The 23,497-nt window shown below is 43.4% G+C and carries 21 protein-coding genes; 13 read left to right on the plus strand and 8 right to left on the minus strand.

The features are described from left to right. Positions 1–9 precede the first annotated feature (9 nt). The gene (locus J8Z24_RS01720) at positions 10–1,278 is read left to right on the plus strand and encodes an MATE family efflux transporter (protein ID WP_176033775.1); all 1,269 of its coding nucleotides are present in this window, start codon (positions 10–12) and stop codon (positions 1,276–1,278) included. On the opposite strand, the gene J8Z24_RS01725 is transcribed toward J8Z24_RS01720, so the two are convergent. Further along, positions 1,275–1,553, minus strand: a complete 279-nt coding sequence (locus J8Z24_RS01725; RefSeq protein ID WP_176033776.1) for a hypothetical protein — start codon at positions 1,551–1,553, stop codon at positions 1,275–1,277. The two genes, J8Z24_RS01720 and J8Z24_RS01725, sit on opposite strands and share 4 nt — an antisense overlap. Then, the gene (gene nfuA / locus J8Z24_RS01730) at positions 1,553–2,128 is read right to left on the minus strand and encodes a Fe-S biogenesis protein NfuA (RefSeq protein WP_176033777.1); all 576 of its coding nucleotides are present in this window, start codon (positions 2,126–2,128) and stop codon (positions 1,553–1,555) included. Before nfuA ends, J8Z24_RS01725 begins: the two co-directional genes overlap by 1 nt. A 145-nt stretch (positions 2,129–2,273) precedes the next feature. Between nfuA and J8Z24_RS01735 the strand changes: the two genes are divergently transcribed. Further along, positions 2,274–4,799 (plus strand): M14 metallopeptidase family protein, encoded by a 2,526-nt coding sequence (locus J8Z24_RS01735; RefSeq protein WP_252095159.1) that lies wholly within the window; start codon positions 2,274–2,276, stop codon positions 4,797–4,799. 50 nt (positions 4,800–4,849) lie between these two features. Here J8Z24_RS01735 and J8Z24_RS01740 read toward each other — a convergent pair whose 3' ends face one another. After that, entirely contained in the window at positions 4,850–5,518 is a 669-nt protein-coding gene (locus J8Z24_RS01740) for a ComF family protein (RefSeq protein ID WP_176033779.1), read from the minus strand. Positions 5,519–5,575: 57 nt separating this feature from the next. Here J8Z24_RS01740 and bioH point away from each other — a divergent pair, with 57 nt between their 5' ends. The 3 genes from bioH (at position 5,576) to J8Z24_RS01755 (ending at position 7,613) form a co-directional block, all read left to right on the plus strand. Then, the gene (gene bioH, locus J8Z24_RS01745; protein ID WP_176033780.1) at positions 5,576–6,313 is read left to right on the plus strand and encodes a pimeloyl-ACP methyl ester esterase BioH; all 738 of its coding nucleotides are present in this window, start codon (positions 5,576–5,578) and stop codon (positions 6,311–6,313) included. A 107-nt stretch (positions 6,314–6,420) separates the two neighbouring features. Continuing rightward, positions 6,421–6,729 carry a hypothetical protein gene (locus J8Z24_RS01750; RefSeq protein WP_125253728.1) on the plus strand — a complete coding sequence of 103 codons (309 nt, stop codon included), beginning with the start codon at positions 6,421–6,423 and terminating at the stop codon, positions 6,727–6,729. Then, positions 6,729–7,613 (plus strand): putative metalloprotease CJM1_0395 family protein, encoded by an 885-nt coding sequence (locus J8Z24_RS01755; protein ID WP_252095160.1) that lies wholly within the window; start codon positions 6,729–6,731, stop codon positions 7,611–7,613. The genes J8Z24_RS01750 and J8Z24_RS01755 overlap by 1 nt, the downstream gene beginning before the upstream one ends. 137 nt (positions 7,614–7,750) lie before the next feature. Here the strand turns inward: J8Z24_RS01755 and J8Z24_RS01760 are convergent, their stop codons facing one another. Both J8Z24_RS01760 and greB read right to left on the minus strand, forming a co-directional pair. After that, the gene (locus J8Z24_RS01760) at positions 7,751–10,063 is read right to left on the minus strand and encodes a Tex family protein (RefSeq protein ID WP_252095161.1); all 2,313 of its coding nucleotides are present in this window, start codon (positions 10,061–10,063) and stop codon (positions 7,751–7,753) included. Between the two features lie 89 nt (positions 10,064–10,152). Further along, complete coding sequence (gene greB / locus J8Z24_RS01765) at positions 10,153–10,638, minus strand: transcription elongation factor GreB (RefSeq protein ID WP_125253725.1); 486 nt, start codon at positions 10,636–10,638, stop codon at positions 10,153–10,155. 213 nt (positions 10,639–10,851) lie between these two features. Between greB and ompR the strand changes: the two genes are divergently transcribed. The 3 genes from ompR (at position 10,852) to J8Z24_RS01780 (ending at position 13,815) form a co-directional block, all read left to right on the plus strand. Then, positions 10,852–11,571: an osmolarity response regulator transcription factor OmpR gene (gene ompR, locus J8Z24_RS01770; RefSeq protein ID WP_125253724.1), complete on the plus strand. Its 720-nt coding sequence runs from the start codon at positions 10,852–10,854 to the stop codon at positions 11,569–11,571. 5 nt (positions 11,572–11,576) lie between these two features. Next, positions 11,577–12,896, plus strand: a complete 1,320-nt coding sequence (gene envZ, locus J8Z24_RS01775) for a two-component system sensor histidine kinase EnvZ (protein WP_176033783.1) — start codon at positions 11,577–11,579, stop codon at positions 12,894–12,896. A 184-nt stretch (positions 12,897–13,080) separates the two neighbouring features. Continuing rightward, positions 13,081–13,815 carry a hypothetical protein gene (locus J8Z24_RS01780; protein ID WP_217704719.1) on the plus strand — a complete coding sequence of 245 codons (735 nt, stop codon included), beginning with the start codon at positions 13,081–13,083 and terminating at the stop codon, positions 13,813–13,815. 60 nt (positions 13,816–13,875) lie between these two features. On the opposite strand, the gene J8Z24_RS01785 is transcribed toward J8Z24_RS01780, so the two are convergent. The 3 genes from J8Z24_RS01785 to hslR form a co-directional block, all read right to left on the minus strand. Then, positions 13,876–15,414 carry a phosphoenolpyruvate carboxykinase gene (locus J8Z24_RS01785; protein WP_252095162.1) on the minus strand — a complete coding sequence of 513 codons (1,539 nt, stop codon included), beginning with the start codon at positions 15,412–15,414 and terminating at the stop codon, positions 13,876–13,878. Positions 15,415–15,676: 262 nt separating this feature from the next. Further along, positions 15,677–16,522, minus strand: coding sequence for an Hsp33 family molecular chaperone HslO (gene hslO, locus J8Z24_RS01790; RefSeq protein WP_128731153.1), 846 nt, complete (start codon positions 16,520–16,522; stop codon positions 15,677–15,679). Positions 16,523–16,533: 11 nt separating this feature from the next. After that, entirely contained in the window at positions 16,534–16,944 is a 411-nt protein-coding gene (gene hslR, locus J8Z24_RS01795) for a ribosome-associated heat shock protein Hsp15 (RefSeq protein WP_125253718.1), read from the minus strand. A 276-nt stretch (positions 16,945–17,220) separates the two neighbouring features. On the opposite strand from hslR, the gene gspC reads away from it, so the two are divergent. The 5 genes from gspC to gspG all read left to right on the plus strand — a co-directional run bounded on the left by gspC (position 17,221) and on the right by gspG (position 23,494). Next, positions 17,221–18,105 (plus strand): type II secretion system protein GspC, encoded by an 885-nt coding sequence (gene gspC, locus J8Z24_RS01800; protein ID WP_252095163.1) that lies wholly within the window; start codon positions 17,221–17,223, stop codon positions 18,103–18,105. 27 nt (positions 18,106–18,132) lie between these two features. Further along, positions 18,133–20,199, plus strand: a complete 2,067-nt coding sequence (gspD, locus tag J8Z24_RS01805; protein ID WP_128731151.1) for a type II secretion system secretin GspD — start codon at positions 18,133–18,135, stop codon at positions 20,197–20,199. After that, complete coding sequence (gene gspE / locus J8Z24_RS01810) at positions 20,192–21,778, plus strand: type II secretion system ATPase GspE (protein ID WP_252095164.1); 1,587 nt, start codon at positions 20,192–20,194, stop codon at positions 21,776–21,778. Before gspD ends, gspE begins: the two co-directional genes overlap by 8 nt. After that, positions 21,778–23,004, plus strand: coding sequence for a type II secretion system inner membrane protein GspF (gspF, locus tag J8Z24_RS01815; RefSeq protein WP_125253714.1), 1,227 nt, complete (start codon positions 21,778–21,780; stop codon positions 23,002–23,004). Before gspE ends, gspF begins: the two co-directional genes overlap by 1 nt. A 64-nt stretch (positions 23,005–23,068) precedes the next feature. Next, positions 23,069–23,494: a type II secretion system major pseudopilin GspG gene (gspG, locus tag J8Z24_RS01820; protein ID WP_167508268.1), complete on the plus strand. Its 426-nt coding sequence runs from the start codon at positions 23,069–23,071 to the stop codon at positions 23,492–23,494. The last annotated feature ends 3 nt before the right edge of the window (positions 23,495–23,497 follow it).

A 23,497-nucleotide genomic window follows, 5' to 3' on the forward strand; every position in this document is an offset into this window, starting at 1 on the left:
GCAGGTCCGATGATATTATCAAATATTACGGTGCCACTGTTAGGATTAGTCGATACAGCGGTAATTGGTCATCTAGATAGTGCTCATTTTTTGGCAGGGATTGCGCTTGGGTCTAGCTCCATCTCAGTACTATTTTGGTTGGCTAGCTTTTTGAGAATGAGCACAACGGGCGTAATTGCGCAGTCAAGCGGCGAGCAGGATAACGAAAAGCTCGTGGGTTCACTTTACACTAGTGTGCTAATAGCAATCTGTTTTGCGTTGAGTCTAATTTTATTATCACCATTTTTACTGCAAGTAATCGCATCACTGTCAAATGCGTCTAATGAGGTATTTACACAAGCAAAGCTGTACTTTCAAATTCGTGTATTTAGTGCGCCTGCTGCCATGTTAAACCTAGTGCTACTTGGTTTTATGCTAGGCATGCACTATGGACGCGGGCCATTTTATCTGGTGCTTTTCACTAATGTCGTGAATATTGTTCTGGATGTGTTATTTGTTATCGGTTTTGAGTGGGGGGTCGCGGGGGCTGCGTGGGCATCTTTGATTGCGGACTACGCAGCACTGGGGTTATCAATATTACTGACCATCAATGTTGCTAATAAACATGGGCTTGAGCTAAAGTTCAGCTTTGTAGAACGGGCACACTGGCTGAGTTTGCTGACATTGAATAGGGATATTTTTGTTCGTTCATTGATCTTACAGTTGTGCTTTAGCTTTATGACCTTTTATGGTGCTCGATTGGGAGAAGTTACACTTGCGGCAAATGCTGTATTGCTCAATTTTCTGATGTTAGTTAGTTTTGCAATGGATGGAATTGCCTATGCCTCAGAGGCTAAAGTGGGTACGGCTAAAGGCCGAGCGGATCCTGTTCAATTGCAGTTATGGGTTAAAATAAGCCTGTTTTGGGGAGCGTTATTCGCATTACTTTACAGTATGGTCTTCTATTTTTTTGGTGACTGGATTATTGGCTCTCTTACTACTATACCAGAGGTTATAGCGGCTGCGAGTATTTACTTACCTTGGCTGGTGGCTTTACCTTTAGTGGCAATGAGTTGCTTTTTATTTGATGGAATATTTGTAGGGCTGACTCGGGCAAAGGAAATGCGAAACAGCATGTTGATCTCAGCACTTTTTGGCTTCTTTTTACCTTTTTGGCTTACATATTCACTTGGAAACCATGCGCTATGGCTGGCAATGAGTTGTTTTATGGGGTTACGAGGGCTGACATTGGCATATAAATATTACCAGTTGTCTCGTCAGGGAGCATTATTAGCCTAGGCAAAGGGGTCTTGGTTTCTCAGTGTTTGACGGCGTTTTTCTCGTGCTTCTATGACCTGAGAAAACCGATTGGCGAAAATACCGATGTAACCGTAAAAGGCACTACACAGACCAATTGGCAATATGAATAAGCCAGCTATCTGAAAACGGTGGTCTTGATAGTATCCAAGCGCAATCAGAATTGCGGCAAGAATAACATCGCATAAACCAAAGAGAAAAAACTTGAGACTTCGCTTAGGGTTAGACCCTAAGCGATAAATGAGAGCTTTGCTCATTAATAGTAAGAGTGCTCGCCGCGCGCATGCTCCGTGATGTCACGCACACCATTAATTTCGTCAAACTTTGCAACCATCTCTTTTTCGATGCCTTCTTTTAACGTGACATCAATCATTGAGCAACCATTACAGCCGCCGCCAAACTGAAGTACAGCAATACCATCTTCAGTAATTTCGACTAGACTAACTTGGCCACCATGGTTTGCTAATTGTGGATTCACCTCAGTGACCAACATATGCTCCACACGTTCAGCAAGGCTTGCGTCTTCGCGTAGTCGTTTTGCTTTTGCATTTGGTGCTTTGAGAGTTAGCTGGCTACCCATTTTATCGGTAACGAAGTCGATGTCGGCTTCGTCTAGAAATGGTGCACTTTCTTCATCAACAATAGCTTCAAATCCATTGAATGGTAGACGGATATCGCTGGATTCAACAGCGTCTGCTGGGCAATATGACACGCCACACTCAGCCTGAGACGTGCCTGGATTAACCACGAAAACTCGAATGTTGGTGCCTTCAGCTTGATCAGCTAATAGCTTTGCGAAATGGCTTTGTGCAGAATCTGAAATACGGATCATAATTCGCTCTATACTTGACTAAATTACTCGGTTAATACGTATCATACTCTCCTCATCGTATTGTCGCTAGTGTTCAGCGTAAAAATTTGGCAATCGACAGAGTGCTTGTTAGCTTGAAAAGTACACAGAACTAAAGGAAACCATCATGCGCTTAATAAGCTGTTTTATCTTGTTGCTGAGCTTCAGCTTGCAGGCAAAACCGGTTGCATATTATTTTGGTAACGACGTGGAGTTTGACTCAAGTATTACTACCCCAAAGCAGGCATTTGGTTATGAGGTGGGCCAGTGGCATTTACGCCATGATCAAATTGTCTACTACCTTCAGACACTCGCTAAAGAGAGTCCAAGGCTCAGCATTGAAACGATAGGCTACAGCCATCAAAAGCGACCACTATTATTATTAAAGGTAAGTTCGCCGAAAAACCAGCAGAACCTAGCCCGCATTCAACAAAATCACTTGGCCTCAATCGGTGATGACTCAAACCGTAGTGATAAACCTGTGGTGATGTGGATGGGATACAGTGTGCATGGCAATGAGTCGTCTGGCAGCAATGCGGCTGTTTTACTTGCTTATTATTTGGCCGCGGCGCAGGGGAAGTGGGTATCTCAACTATTGGATAATGCTATTATACTGCTAGACCCTGCTTTGAACCCTGATGGGCTTGCCCGTTTTGCAACGTGGGTTAACAGTAATAAAAGTAACTCTCCATCGACCGATCCTGCACATCGTGAACATTCGGAGGCTTGGCCTTCAAGTCGCACTAATCATTATTGGTTTGACTTAAACCGTGATTGGCTGCTGTTACAGCATCCGGAATCACGTGCGAGGATCAAAGCTTTTCATAATTGGAAGCCCAATATATTAACGGACTTTCATGAAATGGGCCCCAACAGTACCTATTTTTTTCAACCTGGGATCCCATCTAGAACGCATCCTATTACACCTGCGGAGAATACCCAGTTAACGAACTTGATTGGTAAATTTCATGCCAAAGCTTTAGATGCACAAGGTAAGCTATATTTCACTCAAGAAAGTTTTGATGACTTTTACTATGGTAAAGGATCAACTTATCCAGATGTGAATGGTGCAGTGGGAATTTTATTTGAACAGGCGAGCAGTCGAGGACACGCTCAAGAAACCCAATATGGTGTGCTCAGCTTTGCTGAAACGATTAAAAACCAAGTGACTACTAGTTTATCGACTTTTCAAGCTGGCATAACACATAGACGTACTTTACTGGAATATCAGCAACAATTTTACCAACAAGCAAAGGTGCTTGCGAGTAAAGATGATACTAAAGGGTATGTGGTTGCGCGTGGTCAAGATAGCTATCGCCTTGAAGCATTCATTCACTTATTAAAGCAGCACCAGATTGAGATAAAGTATTTATCAAAAGAAAAAGAAATTGACGACCAAGTATACCAACAAGGTGATTTATATATTCCACTGGAGCAGCCGCAATATCGATTGATCAAAGCATTGTTTAGCACGCAAACGCATTTCAATGACAACACATTTTATGATGTCTCTGGCTGGACAATGCCTTATGCTTACGATCTTGATTTTGTTGCATTGAAAAGTGAGTGGGGACTGAAGTTAAGTGATAACACGAATACTGAAAAACAAAAGCTTACACCAGTAGAAGATAGCTATGCGTATGCGATTAGTTGGCATCATTATTTGGCTCCACAGCTAGCTAATCGTTTGTTGCAAGGTGGGGTAAAAGTAGCAGCTGCTATGTCACCATTTTCGGCATCGACCACTTCTGGTAAACAACACTTTCAGCCTGGTACTTTGGTGATTGCTCGCGGAATTCAACAACATGATGATTGGTATGAGCAATTAAAAACGATCACAAGTGAATTAGGACTGCCGGTATATAGTGTCACCACAGGGTTGACTGAAAGCGGTATAGATTTAGGTTCAAGACAAATGCTGCAACTGCAAAAGCCAGAAGTACTTATTTTTGCAGGTGCAGGTATTAGTCAATATGAAGTAGGTGAGCTTTGGTATCACCTAGATAGGCACCTGATGCTGGCTCCTTCTATCGTAGAAAAGCAGATGATAGATAAGCTTGAACTTACACGCTATAGCCATATTTTGTTAGCGGATGGCAAGTACAATGATTTAAGTGATAAAGTAAAAGCCAAAATACATAGTTGGGTAGCAAAAGGAGGAGTGATTTGGGGCCACAAGCGTGGTGCACAATGGCTTATAGAACAGCAGCTCCTTGATGCAGAGATGACTTCTAGCAAAGAAATGCGCAGACAATTTGATACTAAAAATCTGACTTTTGCAGACAAAGACCGATTGTCCGCGAGACAGCGTATTGCCGGTGCTATTTTTGATACTCGACTTGACCTTAGCCACCCACTCTCTTTTGGTTTTGAGAATAAAGAGTTGCCAGTGTTTAAGAATAGTACTTGGGTTATGTATCGCAAAGATAAACCTTTTATTGAGTCGCTAGCCTATACTAGTGCTCCGCTATTGTCGGGCTACGCCGATACTACTAATGTTGAACAAATAGCAAGCTCTTCAGCTCTTATTGCATCAAAAGCTGGTCGTGGAGTTGTGGTCGGTATGGCTGATAACCCTGTCTTCCGCGGTTTTTGGTATGGTTCAAGCAGGCTATTAAACAATGCGTTGTTCTTCGCTCAAGGCGTGCGATAGTCTGAGGCAATAAACATGAAATAAAGCGAAAATAATAAACCCATTACCAGCTAACCTTCAAACGGTGTGAGGCTAATACTCATCGCCCACACCGACTTGGCTCCTTGCTGTTTGCAGGCTTTAGCTGCCGCATCCATTGTTGCTCCTGTTGTGATCACATCCTCTAGCAACAGAATGTTTTTTCCCTCAACAGGGGTTACGGTTGAAAACGCACCACGTAAATTTACTTTACGGCGAGCTTTACTAAGAGTGGATTGCGCCTGAGTTTTTTTGTTTCTTATTAAAACTGTTGGTTGTAATGGTAACCCCTGCCATATTTGCTCCACCTGATTGTAGCCTCTTTGAATGAAGCGAAAGCGGTGTAAAGGTAAGCAACACGCTACATCTAGGCAGAGGGGGGATGCTTTTTGAAATCGCTGCCAGAGTGTATGCGCCAAGATTCTTAGCGCACACTGGTGTACTTTATTGTGGTGAAACTTAATCCCTTGAAGCCAGTGTGAAATGGGTGGCCGATACCAGCTTACCGCACTTAATCCATCACAGTGATCAAGGCTTACCAAACGTTTGATATTAGGATAACTTAAGAGATTTATCTCCTTATCATCAAAATCTAAGCATGTTGGTAAACAATATTTGCACACAGGATCCGGTGCGCGTTGTCCGCAACTGGTACAAATTTGTGTGATTGCGCTTGTAAAGCACCTGTTGAGTTGGAGCATTGCTTTCCATCCTAGGTTAGCTATCATGGCTTCAAGTGTGGTTGAGAGAAGAAACAAATGCAAAATGAAGTCGTATTTCTTCACGGCTGGGGAATGAATAAGGCTGTGTGGCAATTATGTGAAGCCACATTACAAAGTGAAGTACCCTATACACTCAAAGCAATAAATCTTCCTGGATTTGGAGGTTCAAGTAGTGCCGCAGGTGGTTATATACTTGAAAAAAATGCAGAGCTAATCGCCGAGCAGTTGTCCTGTCAGAGTGTTGTTGTTGGTTGGTCGTTAGGTGGGCTATTTGCACTTTACTTGGCGAAACATTTTCCAGAAAAAGTGAGTAAAGTAATATTGGTCGCTTCCACTCCACTTTTTGCTGAAAAGTTTAATTGGCCGGGCATTGCTCCTAAAGTGTTAAATAACTTTGCGACACAACTGACAACGAATACAGGTAAAACCATTGAGCGCTTTTTGGCTATTCAAGCGATGGGAAGTGAACATGCTAGAGATGATATTAAACAGCTTAGAACCTTACTTGGGCAGCTTCCCCAAGCGGAGGATAAAGCGCTTTCTGGCGGACTTACGATATTAGAAACAGTGGATCTACGAGATATGTTTGTAGAAATTGAACAACCAATATCGGGTATTTTTGGCCGTTTAGATTCACTTGTACCGCATGCTGCGATAAATCAAATGCACCAATTGAACCCTAAATTTGAGAGTCATGTTCTGCCAAAAGCGTCTCATGCACCATTTATTTCGCACAAAGATACGTTTATATCATTACTAAAATCAATTATTTAAATAATTAAAATAATAAAGCGGCAAAAAATTGCCGCTTTTCCTTTCCTTTGTTGATTTTTTGCGCAATAATTAGTCAGTAAGAAAAGGTCTATTTAATAGGTGTGCTTATGCCAATAGGTGATGTGCTAAATAACGGGATTGATGGTTACAACCGTGCTGCTCAAGGCATCGCTCAGGCGAGTGCCGATATAAATAGAGCCGCAGCTGAAGAGCAAACGTCCACAGACCGTGCATTTGGGCGACAGTTACAAGGGGCGAGTACCGAAGAAGCGGTGACTGCGCCTGTTAGTGAGACCCCGAGTCTCACTGAGTCTGTTGTTGCCTTGAAAGTGGAAGAATTTAATGCGAAAGCCAATGTGCAAAGCATCCGCACAGCAGACGAAGCACTAGGTACGTTGATTGATATAAAAGTGTAATGAACATAGTAACGCCACCACCGGCGATGAACCTCAACACTGCCAACGTGTACACCGAATCGGTCGTACGCGACAACCAGCTACGTGAAGCGATCCCCAAGGCAACCCCTACTAACCCTTCATTTGCAGATAACCGTAATCTCTCTGATTCAGAAAAAGGCAGAGCGTCGGAGCCTGATGAAACCAAACTTTATGGCTCTGATGGAAAAACCGAGCAAGGTAAGAAAGTAGAAGGTAAAGGAGAGGAGCAGCAAGAGGAAGGCCAGGAAAAAGGTAAAAGTGAGCAAGAACAGCAGCAAGCTGAGCAGGAAGAACAAATTGTTCAAGAGTTAAAGGCTCGAGATAGAGAGGTTCGATTACACGAACAAGCTCATGCTAGGGTTGGGGGGCAGTATGCTGGCTCTCCAAGTTACGAATATCAGCGTGGCCCTGATGGTAATAATTACGCCATTGGTGGTCAGGTTATGATAGACGTCGCGCCGATCGAAGGAGATCCACAAGCGACGATCGAGAAAATGCAAACGGTGAGGGCCGCAGCATTGGCTCCTGCCGAGCCGTCTGGCGCTGATAGGGCTATTGCTGCAGATGCAACGCAAAAGTTGTCGGCGGCGCAAGCAGATCTTGCTAAGGCTGCTATTAGTGGTGAAGAACAAAACGACAGTCAGCGCGTGCAAAACATTCAAACAAGGCGTTTGAGTGGGGAACAGGCGAAAGCGGAATCTGAAGAAGAGCAAGCAAAGCTCAAACAAGATGCTGACCCTTATGCTGTAGCGATGCCGATAGAAGCTGATCCTGAAATACAAGCCAGATCGCTTCGGATCTCAGATTTTTACCAACATGTTGCAATACCAAACCAGCCAGCTTCGCTGTCTGTACAGATTTAACCCTAGATATTGGTCTTCTCCTCCGCGGATCAATGTAGTAATAGCGAGTTAATCCCCCAAAATCGAAAAGCGCGACTAAGGCCGCGCTTTTCTTTGTTAGCTCATCGAAGTGAGCATTACCCCTATCTTAAATAGTATTACTTTTTCAGCTTGGCAAATGCTTCTGCAAAGGCATTGCCCATGGCCGCATTACCAGCATCTCGTGATTTTGGTTTTGACGGCTTTTGTGTTGATTTGCCTTTGTGAGACTTGGTACTTTGTTTTTGTGCTGGGTGATGTGACACCTCATCGTTGAGGCGCATTGTAAAGCTAATTCGCTTACGAGGTACGTCAACTTCAATCACCTTAACTTTTACAATATCACCAGCTTTAACCACTTCACGTGGATCGGAGATAAATTTATCCGTGAGTGCAGAGATATGCACTAAGCCGTCTTGGTGAACACCAACATCAACGAAAGCGCCAAAGTTAGCAACGTTTGACACCACTCCCTCTAAAGTCATCCCGACTTTTAAGTCATTAATGGTCTCAACACCCGCTTTGAATTGTGCTGTTTTAAACTCAGGACGAGGATCTCGGCCTGGCTTATCTAATTCTTTAATAATATCAGTGACGGTAGGTACACCAAATTTCTCGTCTACGTAGTCGTTAGCAACCAAGCGATTTAAAATATCATGATTACCTATCAATGCGTCTACTTCTATATTTTGTTTTGTGCAAATAGCCTTAACGACAGGGTATGCCTCTGGGTGTACCGCTGAGGCATCTAATGGATCGTCACCGTTTGCGATGCGCAAAAAGCCAGCGGCCTGTTCAAAGGCTTTTGGCCCCAAGCGCTCAACTTTCTTGAGTGCTTTACGATTAGTGAAAGAGCCGTTTTCATCGCGATATTTGATGATATTGCTGGCTAAAGTTTTGTTTAACCCCGAGACTCTGGTTAATAATGGGATTGATGCGGTATTCACGTCTACCCCAACAGAGTTTACACAGTCTTCCACAACGGCTGTTAGTGTTTGTCCTAATTGGCTCTGCGAGACATCATGCTGGTATTGGCCAACACCGATTGATTTTGGCTCTATTTTTACCAGCTCTGCAAGCGGATCCTGTAGTCTCCGTGCGATAGAAACGGCCCCGCGCAGTGACACGTCAAGATCTGGAAATTCATTGGCTGCAAACTCAGATGCAGAGTAAACCGATGCACCTGCTTCACTCACCATGATTTTATTGAGCTTGAGTTCTGCGGCATTCTTTAACAGCTCTGCTGCAAGTTTATCGGTTTCTCGTGATGCCGTACCATTACCTATTGCAATGAGTTCAACTTTATATTGGCGACACATTTGCTCAAGTGTCTTGAGTGACTTTTCCCATTGGTTTTGAGGCGCATGTGGATGAATAGTGCTAGTAGCAATCAATTTTCCTGTTTTATCGACAATGGCAACTTTACATCCAGTGCGAAGGCCAGGATCGATACCCATAGTCGTTTTTGCACCGGCCGGCGCTGCCATTAACAGATCTTTTAGGTTTTTAGCAAATACTTCGATGGCATCGAGTTCAGCCTTTTCGCGCATAGCACCTAAAAATTCATTTTCCAAGTGTAATGATATTTTGATCTTCCAGGCCCATTGCACCACGCTCATCAGCCACTCGCTCGCTGGCGCGCCTGAAACCGCAAGAGTATAATGATCGGCAATGATCTGCGCACAAAATTGATTAGCGTCTTCGACACTTGGCTCAGGATTGATTGAAAGCTGCAGTACTCCTTCATTACGTGCTCTTAACATTGCCAAGGCACGGTGAGAAGGGATTTTATTTAATCGCTCATTGTGCTCAAAGTAATCGCGATATTTGTTGCCAGTCTCTTCTTTACCTGTGATGACCCTCGCTTCTATTTGCGCATGCTCTTTGAGATGGGCGCGAAGCTTAGCAAGTAATTTTGCATCTTCTGCAAAGCGCTCCATTAAGATAAATTTAGCACCATCTAGCGCAGACTTGCTGTCAGCGACTCCTTTATCTGAGTCAATAAAGGTTGCCGCTTGTTGCTCTGGGTTAAGGTTTGGATCGTTAAATAGCGCGTCAGCCAGCGGCTCAAGTCCCGCTTCAATGGCTATTTGCCCTTTCGTTCTGCGCTTTGGTTTGTAAGGAAGGTACAAATCCTCTAATACGGTTTTGCTGTCAGCCGCTTGGATTTCTGCATGTAGTTCAGGCGTGAGCTTGCCTTGTTCGTCAATGGTTTTGACGATAAACTCACGGCGCTCATCTAGCTCTCTTAGGTAGCTTAACCTTTGCTCAAGTAAGCGTAGTTGGGTGTCATCTAGGCCACCTGTTGCCTCTTTACGGTATCGTGCAATGAATGGTACGGTTGACCCTTCGTCTAGCAAAGTGATAGCAGCATTAACTTGCTGTTCTTTGGCGTTAAGCTCAGTTGCTAAACGTTGTGCGATATTGCTCATGCAAAATCCTTATACTCATCTTAATCAGTTTGTGCAGGCCCGATATAAAAGTGCGTTAAGTTGGGCAAGCAAAATTCAGTTCAATGTTATCATTGTTCCGTGTTATTACGATATTCGATTTGGTTGATAAACCAAAGTCTCTGACTGTGGGCTGTCTTGACCATGATTTCATCATCTACTTGTTTACCTAATAAAGCGCGAGCCATAGGTGCATCGATGGAAATATAGTCATTACGTTCGTATATTTCATCAGGCCCTACAACACGAAATACGCGCGTTTCTCCGTCTTCGCTCTCTACCTCTACCCATGCACCAAAATAGACTTTGCCGTTTTGTTCAGGGCTATACTCCACGACTTTAAGTTCAGGTAAGCGCTTGCGTAAAAAGCGTACTCGTCTGTCAATTTGTCTCAGTAGGCGTTTATTGAACGTGTAGTCAGCATTTTCTGAGCGATCGCCTAAGCTTGCGGCCCAATTAACTATTTTGGTAATTTCTGGACGTTTTTCAAACCACAGATGGTCATGTTCTTGCTGTAGCTTGCGGTATCCCTCGGGTGTGATTAAATTCGTTTTCATGTAGCTTAGGTCTGTTGAGTTAAAGCGTTGTAATGTTCGGTAACAATCTAGTATCAATGTATGGTGTCACAAAGCACTAAATTCAATTATATTTAAGCATAATAATACATAGTCCAGATTTACGATGAGCGTTGAATGAACAGGAATAGAAGTTGCGTGCGCAATACCGCAACTCGGTGAACGTTAGTAAATTGATAAATAGAAGAAATGAAAATGGGAAACGAAACCACCAAAGTTCTCGTCGTTGACGATGATATGCGCTTACGTAGTTTATTGGAGCGTTATTTAGTTGAGCAAGGGTTTATTGTACGAAGTGCTGCTAACTCAGAGCAAATGGATAGATTGCTAGAGCGAGAAAACTTCCACCTGATGGTATTAGATTTGATGCTTCCGGGAGAAGATGGTTTATCTATATGTCGCCGTTTGAGGCAAAAAGAAAACGAAATCCCGATCGTGATGTTGACGGCCAAGGGTGATGAAGTGGATCGGATTATTGGTCTTGAGCTTGGTGCAGATGATTATATTCCAAAACCATTCAATCCCAGAGAGTTGCTTGCCCGTATTAAAGCTATTTTACGCCGTCGTGCGAAAGAAGTGCCGGGGGCTCCTGCTGCTGAGGAAAACGAGGTTAGTTTTGGTGATTTTACACTTAATCTAGCTACTCGAGAAATGCAGCATGGAGAAAATACAATTTCACTGACCTCTGGTGAATTCGCAGTATTGAAGGCGCTAGTTAGCCACCCAAGAGAGCCTTTAAGCCGTGATAAGTTAATGAATCTTGCCAGAGGCCGAGATTATAGTGCGCTAGAGCGTAGTATAGATGTTCAGGTCTCTCGACTGCGTCGGATGATTGAAGATGATGCGTCAAATCCGCGTTATATCCAGACCGTATGGGGTCTAGGTTACGTGTTTGTGCCTGACGGCGTGAAGTAGCTGCGATGTTACCAAGAAGTGCTTTTGGGCAAACCGTTTTCTTTGTTGGTGCTTTGCTGCTGATAAATCAGGTTGTGTCATATATTACTGTCACCCTTTATGTGTTTAAACCGACATTTGAACAAGTCAATTTAATGTTAGCCAAGCAAGTCAAAACGGTCTTCATTGATTGGGAAGAGGGAGTTGAGGTTGGCAGTGAGTTATCTCAAAAATTTTTTGAGATAACGGGGATTGAAGTAATGACACAGCGCCAAGCATATGCCAACGGGCTTGGTCAGGCAAAAGAGTACACTTTGCTTTCACGTAGTATGTCTGAGCAGTTAAATGGCTCTGCACGTGTGAGGATAAGCCAAGGAGATCCGGTGGTTTATTGGGTAGAAGCACCTCAAGCCCCCGGTTATTGGGTGAGAGTTCCACTAAGCGGCCTGAGTGAAACTAAAATGGAATTTCTTGTTTTTTACTTATCCAGTATCGGCTTTTTGAGTGTTTTAGGTGGTTGGCTCTTTGCTCGTCATCTAAATAAGCCATTAAAGTCTCTACAAATTGCAGCCAGTCGAGTTGGTGTCGGAGACTTCTCTACACGACTAGTTGAAGAAGGTTCTACAGAAGTTATTGAGGTAACTCGTGCGTTCAACAAAATGTCCAAAGGTATCGCAGAGTTAGAAAGTGATAGAAGACTTCTTATGGCAGGCGTATCTCATGATTTAAGAACGCCCTTAACTCGAATTCGCCTAGCTACAGAAATGATGTCGGACGAAGAAGACTACCTGCGCGAAGGTATCATTGATGACATCGAAGATATGAATGCGATTATCGATCAGTTTATCGAATATCTACGTCACCACAATGGCGCTGAGATGTCGGCCGATGACATTAACACCGTGATTGAGGAAGTTGTGCATGCTGAGCAGCAGCATCAGCGCCCAATCCATTTACAAGCTGAGCAATATTTGCCGTCAGTTATGATGAATGCTGTTGCCTTGAAGCGAGTATTTACTAACATGATTGAAAATGCCATCCGCTACTCAGACAAAGATATTGAAGTTACAACCGAATATAGTCCAAAGCATCGTGCTGTGATTGTTAAAGTAATGGATAGAGGACCTGGGATCCCAGAGTCTGAACTCGAGTCTGTATTTGAGCCCTTTAAGCAGGGGGATCAAGCAAGAGGCAGTGAGGGAAGTGGTCTAGGACTTGCGATTATCAAGCGGATCGTGACTACGCATGGTGGTAAGGTGAAACTACGCAATCGTGATGGCGGGGGGTTGATCGCTGAGGTTTCTTTGCCAGCCTACCGTGGTAAGCTAGAAGAAAATAATAATTAATACCTTATATGGTATACCTTCAGGTTAGCTCGAATACTGTTTGGCTTCAGTTTTCAAAACTGTGCCTCCAGTAGAGCGTAAGGAAAGTAATTTGTGGCTATATTGTGGTACCCAGCACACTATTGAGCTTTACAAGAGATAATATTGCCAGCATTCAAATGGCGACACAGGGTGTAGATAACTAATGCTGCGTCATTCTATCAAGCTTACACATGCTGATTTGACATATCGAGACAGCGCACTTGATGATAAAAAAGTTTGTCAATTAAAGCATATTATTGCCAAGAGTTTTGCTGACATTGATGTCGACGCCTACTTTGAATATTATTTTGAACAAGATGCCAAAGTAAAGCGTAGGCTGAGATTATTTTTTATTGATCACAATATCGTAGGCTATTGCCTTTTAACATTTGATGATAGTCACCATCATTTTTGCTTAGTGGGGGCGTCAGCTGCATTTTTACCAGAACATAGAGGCCAAAATAGCACTTTTGCGTTTTCATTGTCTGAGGTGTTTAAGTACTACCTTCGTAACCCGTTACGCCGTGTATTATACGCGGACACCATGTTAAGCCCTGCCATGTTTAGAGCCATGGCGAAAAATATCGCACAGGTTTACCCCAACCAAGGGCCTCCCGATCGAGCTATTGCTGAACTATACAATGAGATTAACTCTGAAGGCTTAATTAGTGCGGAAAATGGCCTGCGCTGCCTAAAAGCCGTGGGGCGCAAAACTAACTATAGTAACGCGGAGATTGCGCGCTTTCGAGAAAGTCAAAAAGCAGAAATTGCGCTTTATTGTCGTGTTAACCCAAATTTTGACAAAGGGATTGCACTAGTCACTATCATTCCAATTACGTTCATACAGTTTGTGCTGACGTTGAAAAAAATGATCTGGCGCGCGGTTTTTCAAAAATGAGACAATAAAAAAACGCCCAACGAGGGGCGCTTTTGATAAAGGAATCTTTATCTATCGTGTTTAGCCACGAGGCCCTGCTGCTTTGATTGCCTCAGAAACATCGTATTTAGCAAAGTTCTCTTTAAAATCAGCTGCGAGCTTAGCTGCATATTCAGCATACTTAGCCTGATCTTGCCAAGTGTTCACAGGATTTAATAGTTTGCTATCTACGCCTTCAACAGCAACTGGTACATCTAGATTTAATGCTTCAATATGTTGTGTTTCAACACCTTCTAATGTGTTGTTCACAATGGCATCAATAACCGCACGAGTAGTCGGAATGTCGAAGCGTTTACCAATACCGTACGGACCACCAGTCCAACCTGTGTTTACTAGGTAAACTTTAGCGCCAAACTCACGCACGCGTTTCATTAGTAGCTCAGCGTACACGCCTGCTGGACGCGGGAAGAAAGGAGCACCAAAACAAGTTGAGAAAGTTGATTCGATATCAGAGGTTGAACCAATCTCAGTTGAGCCTACTTTCGCCGTGTAACCACTAAGGAAGTGATAAGCCGCAGCTTCTTCGCTCAGGATTGAAACTGGAGGTAATACACCGCTCACGTCACAAGTTAAGAATACAACTGCACGAGGCTCGCCCGCGCGGTTTTCCACTTTGCGTTTTTCAACGTGCTCTAGTGGATAGGCTGCACGAGTATTTTGGGTGAGGCTGGTATCCGCAAAATTTGGTACTTTATTTTCATCAAGTACAACATTTTCTAAAATAGTACCAAACTTAATTGCATTCCAGATCACAGGCTCATTTTTCTGTGAAAGGTCAATACACTTAGCGTAGCAGCCACCTTCGATATTAAATACGCTGCCTGGCGCCCAGCCGTGCTCGTCATCACCGATAAGGAAACGCTTAGGATCTGCCGACAGTGTTGTTTTACCGGTTCCCGATAATCCAAAGAACAAGGTGGTGTCGCCAGCTTCACCAACGTTCGCACTACAGTGCATAGGCAATACGCCTTTCGCAGGAAGAAGGAAGTTCTGTACTGAGAACATCGACTTTTTCATTTCACCGGCATAATGCATACCCGCGATAAGCACTTTGCGCTGAGCAAAATTAATGATAACGGTACCATCACTGTTTGTGCCATCACGTTCTGGATCACAAACAAAAGAAGGTACATTCATCACCTGCCATTCGGGTAAATCAGCTTTGTTATATGAAGTAGGTTCAATAAACATGTTCTTTGCGAATATGTGATGCCAAGCAGTTTCAGTAGTAACCACCACTGGTAAATAGTGCTCTGGATCTGCACCCACTTCTAAGTGAGAGACGAAGTGGTCATTTTCAAGAACGTGCGCTTCAACGCGAGTCCACAGCGCATCAAATTTAGCACTATCGAATGGGCGATTTACATTTCCCCACTGAATATCATTTTCTGTGCTTGATTCTTGTACGATGAAACGGTCATTAGGTGAACGTCCTGTACGACGACCTGTTTTTGCAACAAAAGCTCCATTTGCGGCTAAAGTGCCCTCGCCACGACGGATAGCGTGTTCGACAAGTTCAGCTGCGGTTAGATCGACAAAACGAGTAGCGCTTGAAGTCATGTTTATACCTAAAATGTGAGAGTTGAACGGGATAGCTCTGGGGTACTCTTGCCCTTAGCTAAATTTATAGTAACAGATGAAATTGAGATATTCGAGCCTTTGGAGGCCTTAAAATTACATAAAAACGTCAAAAAACTTGAATAATTTCAATGATACCGGTGTCATAACTTTTGCCAGTTTTATGACACCGGTATCACCATAGGGCCACAAAAAAACCGCCAAAAATGGCGGTTTCATTCTACAATAAAGTCCTACTATAAATTTAATTAAATAGTGACTTCACATCTTGTTCGCTAAAAACATAGTTCTTTAAGCAATAATGGCAGCTGATGTTGATTTCACCCTGCTTTTGTAAGTCTTCAAGTAAGGCTGCTTGCCCAACATTTACTAGCGCGTTTTCGGTTTTCTCACGGCTACAACCACACACAAACGAGATAGCTTGCGGCTCAAATAGCTGTGGATTATCTTCGTGATACAGTCGTGTTAATACAGTGTTGGCATCAAGATCCAGCATTTCCTCTTGCTTTATTGTATTACTCAATGCCTCAAGATGTTGGAAGTCAGCAATCGACTTTTCTTTATTTACAGGTAAAACTTGTAAGAACAAGCCCGCAGCTTTTACTTTTTCGTCCGTAACACTTGTTGCAAACCATAAGCGTGTTTTTAACTGTTCAGATTGTTCAAAGTAATCTTCAAGACATTCTGCAAGGGTATCCTTTGAGAGCGGTACAATACCTTGATAGCGTTCGCCTTTGATAGGGGTAATGGTGATAACCATATAGCCTTTACCAATCATCTCAGGGATAGATCCCCCCTTAATTTCTGATTGCAACCTGGCGATACCACGCATTTGTTGCTTGTGGTTTCCGTTGATCACTGCGTACTTCACCGGTCCATCACCTTGTAATTGGACGGCAATATCACCTTCAAACTTTAGTGTGGCAGTCAGCAAGCTGGTTGCAACTAATAGCTCACCAAGCAGATGTTGTACTGGCTCCGGGTAATTATGACCACTGATAATGTCAGTAAAAGTTTGTTCTATTTGTACAAGCTCTCCGCGCACGTCAAGTTTGTCAAAAATATAACGATGGAGTAAATCAGTCTGCATCAATGAAAATCCTAGTTTGATTTCAGTTTAAGTAATTCACGGCGTTGTTTCTTATCCGGCTTAGTTGCTGGACGTGGCGCAAACAAACTATTATTTTGGCGCGCCAACGCGTTTTGAGTTCGTTTCTCAATACTCGCTTCAGATTCTTCGTAAAGCGTTTGAGCGATAGGAGCAGCCTGGCGCTTCTCCATAATTTTGAGTATGGTTACTTCTTTTTCTTCATAGCCTTGAGCCAACTTGATAACCGCACCGACTTCAACCGTTTTACTAGGTTTACATCGTTGACCGTTATAGTGTACTTTGCCACCTTGAACCATATCGCGCGCAAGTGCTCTGGTTTTATAGAAGCGGGCAGCCCATAACCATTTATCAATTCGAACTTTCTGTTCAGATTGGTTGTTTTCCTGTTGGAGTTTTGTCACAATTCGTTAACTATTTGCAAGAGTGAAATTTAACCTAGTAAATTTAGCATAATTCGCTATGCAAACAAAGTGAACGGCAGGCACTAAACTTGTGAGTTAATCGCATTTTACCTAAAAAGTGAACAAATATGGGTGTCTATGTTCTAACGTTAAGTTTAGATTCAGTTAATTAGCTTACGGTGTACCTAATTAAATAAAAAGTTTAACAATTGCGCGCTTGTTGAAAAAATATCAAGGCGGTACACTGGGGCGTTAAATAGAATAAGAAAGTATTATATGGAATTACAGATACAACAGCTTCAGAAGCTCTGGCTTGGTTTGCCCCATGCAAAATTGAGTCGCATTATTGTTGTCCTGTCGGTTGTTTATGTTGCGTTTCTCTTCTCGCAACTGTTTTGGTTGTTATGGCCTGTGCCACAAACACAACCTTTACTGCCAGCTTCACAGTTATATAGCCAATCTGGTAAAAGCGTTACTAGTCAAGGGATCGTAGCACAAAACTTATTTGGAAAAGCCAATTCAGTAGCTGAAGTTAAACCGGAACCGATTGTCTCAGATGCGCCCGAAACGACATTAAATGTGAGATTAACTGGGATTGTTGCCGTCAGCCAAGATGATGGTGCAGGACTGGCGATTATTGAGTCACAAGGTCGCCAAGAAACGTACTCAGTAAATGCTGCGATTAAGGGGACTCGAGCAAAGTTGGCGCGTGTGCTTCCAGATCGTGTGATTTTGGATGTAAGCGGTCGTTTTGAAACTTTGATGTTAGACGGATTAGAATTTAGCCGTAATGTGGCAATGCCCACGAGAAACAAACAAATAGTAAATAATACCACTTCGCCTACCCCGACCCGCAATGAATTAGCAAATCGTCGTCAAGAGCTACTCAGCGATCCTGGAAAGCTATTTGACTATATAAAAATTTCACCCGAGCGACGCAGTGGTGAGTTAATCGGGTACCGCCTTTCACCCGGCAAAGATCCTGAACTATTCAAACAGGTAGGACTACAAGCGAATGATTTAGCAATCGCTATTAACGGGTTTCAACTCACGGATATGAAACAGGCTATGTCAGCAATTAACGAGCTGAGAACCAGTACAGATGCGAACATCACGATCGAGCGAGACGGTCAAGTGATGGATGTGCAGTTTAGCCTGTAAAGTTATTAATTTTGGAGTTTTAGAATAATGGGTAAAAAGCTACACCTCACAAAAACCAAAAAAGGGTTAGCTAAGTATGCAACACTCTTAATTGCTGCTGGTATTTCACTTTCTGTTTCTGCGGTTGAATATGCAGCGAACTTCAAAGGCACTGATATCAATGAGTTCATTAATATCGTTAGTGATAAGCTAAACAAAACCATCATTATCGATCCTAATGTGCGCGGTAACATTAACGTGCGCAGCTATGAGTTGATGGATGAAAAGCTATATTATCAGTTTTTCCTAAATGTGCTCGAAGTGTACGGCTATTCTGTTATTGAAATGGATACCGGTGTGCTTAAAGTTGTTCGTAGCTCCGATGGTAAGAAGTCAAATGTGCCACTGGTATCAGCTGAAGAACGCGGAAATGGCGATGTGATGGTTACGCGCGTGGTACGTGTGAAAAACGTGAGCGTACAGGAGCTCGGCCCTCTTATCCGTCAATTCAGTGACCAAAAAGATGGCGGTCACGTGACTAACCTTAACTCCGCCAATGTGATGATGCTGACAGGGCATGCTTCATCTGTAAATCGCCTTGTTGATATCATCAAAACGGTAGACCAAGCCGGTGATAAACGAGTAGATATTGTAAAGCTAAAGCATGCGACCGCAGACGATGTGGTAAAAGTGGTAGAGAAAATCTTCCAAGACTCGGGTAAAGGCGGCATGCCTGATTTTTTGATCCCCAAGATTGTATCAGACACCCGTACCAACAGCGTCATTGTGAGCGGAGAGTCTCAAGCTCGTAGCCGAGCAGCAGAACTGATCAAACGCTTAGATGACGAGCTGCAATCACAAGGCAATACTCAGGTTTTCTATCTGAATTATGCAAAAGCTGAAGACTTAGTGAAGGTACTGCAAGGGGTCAGCAAGTCAATCGAGGAAGAGCAAGCAGGTGGTCAAACAGCTAGAAAGCTAAACACTAAAAAACAAGATACCAGCATAGAAGCCCACGAAGATTCGAATTCATTGGTGATCACTGCACAACCTGACACAATGCGCTCGCTCAGCCAAGTGATTAAAAAACTTGATATTCGTCGGGCTCAAGTACTCGTTGAGGCAATTGTTGTTGAGGTTTCTGAAGCCGATGGTATTAACCTTGGCTTACAATGGATCTCTGAAAAAGGCGGGATGCTGCAATTTAATGATGGTACCACAGTCCCTGTGGGTTCTTTGGCCGTGGCAGCAGAACAAGCACGAGATAAAGAGATTAAAGGAACCATCATAGGAACTGATGATAATGATGTGTCTAATACAACAACCACTGAGCGTGGAGATTACAGCGGGTTAGCTGGGTTGCTTAAAAACATCAATGGTCTAGCAGCAGGTATCGTGAAAAATGATTGGGGTGCGATTATTCAAGCCGTCACCACAGACACCAATTCAAATATTTTGGCAACGCCATCGGTAACAACGATGGATAACGAAGAAGCCTCTATGATTGTCGGTGAAGAAGTGCCAATCGTAACAGGCTCGACTGCTAATGATAATAACTCTAACCCATTCCAAACGGTGGACCGTCAAGAAGTGGGTATCAAGTTAACCGTAACGCCACAGATCAATGACGGAAGTGCTGTTCAGCTGACTATTGAACAAGAAGTTTCTAGTGTTAAAGGTGCCACCTCTGTCGATATTAGAGTTGCGAAGCGGGCTATTAATACAACTGTTATTGCTGATGATGGTGGCATGGTTATTCTTGGTGGTCTAATTGATGAAACGGTACAAGAGAGTGTTTCTAAGGTTCCGTTACTCGGTGATATTCCAATTCTTGGACACTTATTCAGATCGACAGGTACCAAAAAAGAAAAGCGTAACCTATTGGTGTTCATTCGCCCAACTATCATTCGTGATAGTCGCAGTATGAATGAAATCAGTCATTCTAAATACAACTTCATTCGTGGTGAACAGCATAAACACAGGGAAGATGGGATTGAACTTATGCCCTTTGAGGATACGCCAATACTACCAAAGTGGGATGACAAGCTGACGTTACCACCGACGTATGAAGAGTTTTTAAAAGAGCAAAACCGTAAAGAGCGTGAAGATGATTAACGAAGAAGTCGCGCCGAGTTTAGATGCTGAAGCTGAGGAAATGGCGGCGCAGTTACAAAACGCCAGCTCAGCACCTAATGATATTGTTGCGGTAGCAGATACTTCTACGGTAGCACTTCGTTTGCCATTTTCTTATGCACGTCGAAAAGGTGTGTTACTCAGTCCAGATGGCGATCAGGTCAAGTTAATCCACAAAGGCACGCTTGACCGAGAAACCTTGATGGAAGTTCGTCGCGTCGCAGCTAAAGCACTTTATCTTGAGGAGCTGGATGAAGCTCGGTTTGAACACATGTTAGAAGCTGCCTATCAACGAGATAGCTCTGAGACTCAGCAGATGATGGAGGACATAGGCAACGAAATGGATCTATTTTCGTTGGCCGAAGAGCTTCCACAAACCGAAGATTTGCTCGCCGCAGATGATGATGCACCAATCATTAAGCTAATCAATGCGATGCTGAGCGAGGCGATTAAAGAAGGTGCGTCGGATATACACATCGAAACGTTTGAACAAGAGTTGGTGATCCGCTTTAGGGTTGACGGTGTGTTAAAAGAGGTTTTAAAGCCTAACCGTAAGTTGTCTTCGCTACTAGTATCGCGTATCAAAGTAATGGCAAAGTTAGATATTGCTGAGAAGCGTGTACCGCAAGATGGTAGGATCAGCCTTAGAATCGCAGGTCGAGCTGTGGATGTTAGGGTATCAACCATGCCTTCGAGCTTTGGTGAGCGAGTCGTATTACGTTTACTTGACAAAAACAACGCAAGGTTAGACCTAGAAGACCTTGGTATGACTCAAGCTAATCGAGATGCTTTTGCTGAGATCATCGCAAAACCTCATGGCATCATCTTGGTTACAGGCCCGACAGGTTCTGGTAAAAGTACTACTTTGTATGCAGGTATGACGCAAATCAACTCCAGAGATCGTAATATCTTAACGGTTGAAGATCCCATTGAATACGAGATCCCCGGCATAGGCCAAACTCAAGTTAACCCTAAAGTAGATATGACATTTGCTCGAGGGTTGCGTGCAATCCTGCGTCAAGACCCTGATGTTGTTATGGTTGGTGAGATCCGAGATTTAGAGACTGCACAAATCGGCGTGCAAGCCTCACTAACCGGTCACTTGGTGTTATCAACCCTACACACGAACACTGCCGCAGGTGCCATCACTCGTATGGAAGACATGGGAGTGGAACCATTCCTGTTAAGTTCGTCACTGTTAGGGGTGTTGTCGCAGCGTTTGGTCAGAACACTTTGTTCTAATTGTAAAGAAGCACATTTAGCCGATGAACGTGAATGTGAGTTACTGGGTGTAGCCAAAGACAGTAATACACAAATATATCGTGCTGTAGGGTGTGAGGAATGTAATTACAACGGCTATAAGGGTCGAACTGGTATCCATGAACTACTAATAGTGGACGAAGCAATCCGTGAGCTTATTCACAACGGCAAAGGTGAACAAGCCGTCGAAAAGTATATCCGTAAACGTACGCCAAGCATTAGGCAAGATGGTTGCTCGCGAGTACTTGCAGGCCAAACAACCTTGGAAGAAGTATTGCGTGTAACGCGTGAGGAAGGCTAATGGCAGCTTTTGAATATCGCGCCTTGGATGGTAAAGGTAAAGAAAAAAAAGGAATTTTAGAAGCTGATACCGCAAAGCAAGTTCGGCAGATGCTAAGAGAAAAGGCGTTAATGCCGCTTGAAGTGCTACCGGCTGCTGAGAAAGAAAAGAGTCAAAGTAACGCTGGATTTTCGCTATTTAAAGGGTACCGCCCTTCGGTTTCAGATATTGCGTTGATCACCCGTCAACTTGCTACCCTAATACAGTCTTCGTTGCCAGTAGAGGCGGCGGTTATGGCGGTAGCAGAGCAATGTGAAAAGCCAAGATTAAAGCGTATGCTGATGGCGGTACGCTCCAAAGTGGTCGAAGGTTATACGCTTGCTGATGGTATGTCAGAATTTCCGCATGTGTTTGATCACTTATATCGCTCAATGGTCGCGGCAGGTGAAAAATCAGGCCACTTGGATGAAGTACTGAACCGCTTGGCTGATTATACAGAGCAGCGCCAACATATGCGCAGTCAAATTACTCAGGCCATGGTATATCCAATTATTTTGGTTGTATTTGCCATTGCGATTGTCTCTATATTGCTCGGTACCGTAGTACCAAAAATTTTGAAAACGTTTGAAAAATCAAAGCAAGCGTTGCCATGGACAACTGAGTGGGTAATGGCAGCAAGTAATTTTGTGCAAAACTACTGGATGATCACGTTAGCTGTGTGTGTCATTGGTACCTATATATTTAAAAAAGCACTTCAAAAACCTAAATTTCGTTTTTGGTACGACAGCAAATTGCTGAGCTTACCGGGGCTGGGCAAGGTAACTCGTAGTGTTAATACTGCGCGCTTTGCTCGTACCCTTAGTATATTGTCATCAAGTTCGGTTCCGCTGCTTGAGGGAATGAAAATTTCAGGGCAAGTACTCGAAAACGAAAAAATAAAGGCTTCAGTCGCTGAGGCTGCCACTCGGGTGAGCGAGGGGGCAAGCCTTAGAGCTTCACTTCAACAAACCAAGATGTTCCCGCCAATGATGTTACATATGATAGCCAGCGGAGAAAAATCAGGTGAGTTGGAGCAAATGCTTGAGCGTGCAGCTAATAACCAAGAGCAAGAGTTTGAAAGTATGGTAAATGTCTCGCTGAAATTGCTAGAACCTGCAATGATAGCGACAATGGCGATTATCGTACTGTTTATTGTTATGGCAATTCTTCAGCCAATAATGGCGATGAACAAAGCCGTAGGATTATAGTCAAAAAGGAAAGGCCCTGTACCTGTTGTATTTGGCCGTTAATAACAGCATTGAGGTAAACATTGTGAAAAAGCAATCAGGTTTCTCACTACTAGAAGTGATGGTAGTACTAGTGATCATCGGTATGATTTTATCTATCGTTGCACCAAATGTGATGGGGCAGCAAGAAGAGGCTGCAAAAGATAAAGCGCGTATAGATATTCGTCAAATCGAAGATGCGATGAAAATGTATAAGTTAAAAAATAAGCGCTATCCAACGACAGAACAAGGTTTAGAAGCGCTTGTAACTCAAACCAGCATTGACCCTGTGCCAAAGCGCTTCCCTGAAGGTGGTTTTATTTCTGAGCTGCCAGAAGATCCTTGGGGAAATTCTTATCAGTTAGTTAGTCCTGGTGAGATGAACCAAATCGATATTTTCTCGATGGGGCCAGATGGAGAAGTGGGCACCGATGATGATATCGGTAACTGGGACTCAGAAGACGAACGTTAAGCG

The organism is Pseudoalteromonas sp. SCSIO 43201 (assembly GCF_023716725.1).
Classification (GTDB): Bacteria; Pseudomonadota; Gammaproteobacteria; order Enterobacterales; family Alteromonadaceae; genus Pseudoalteromonas; species Pseudoalteromonas peptidolytica.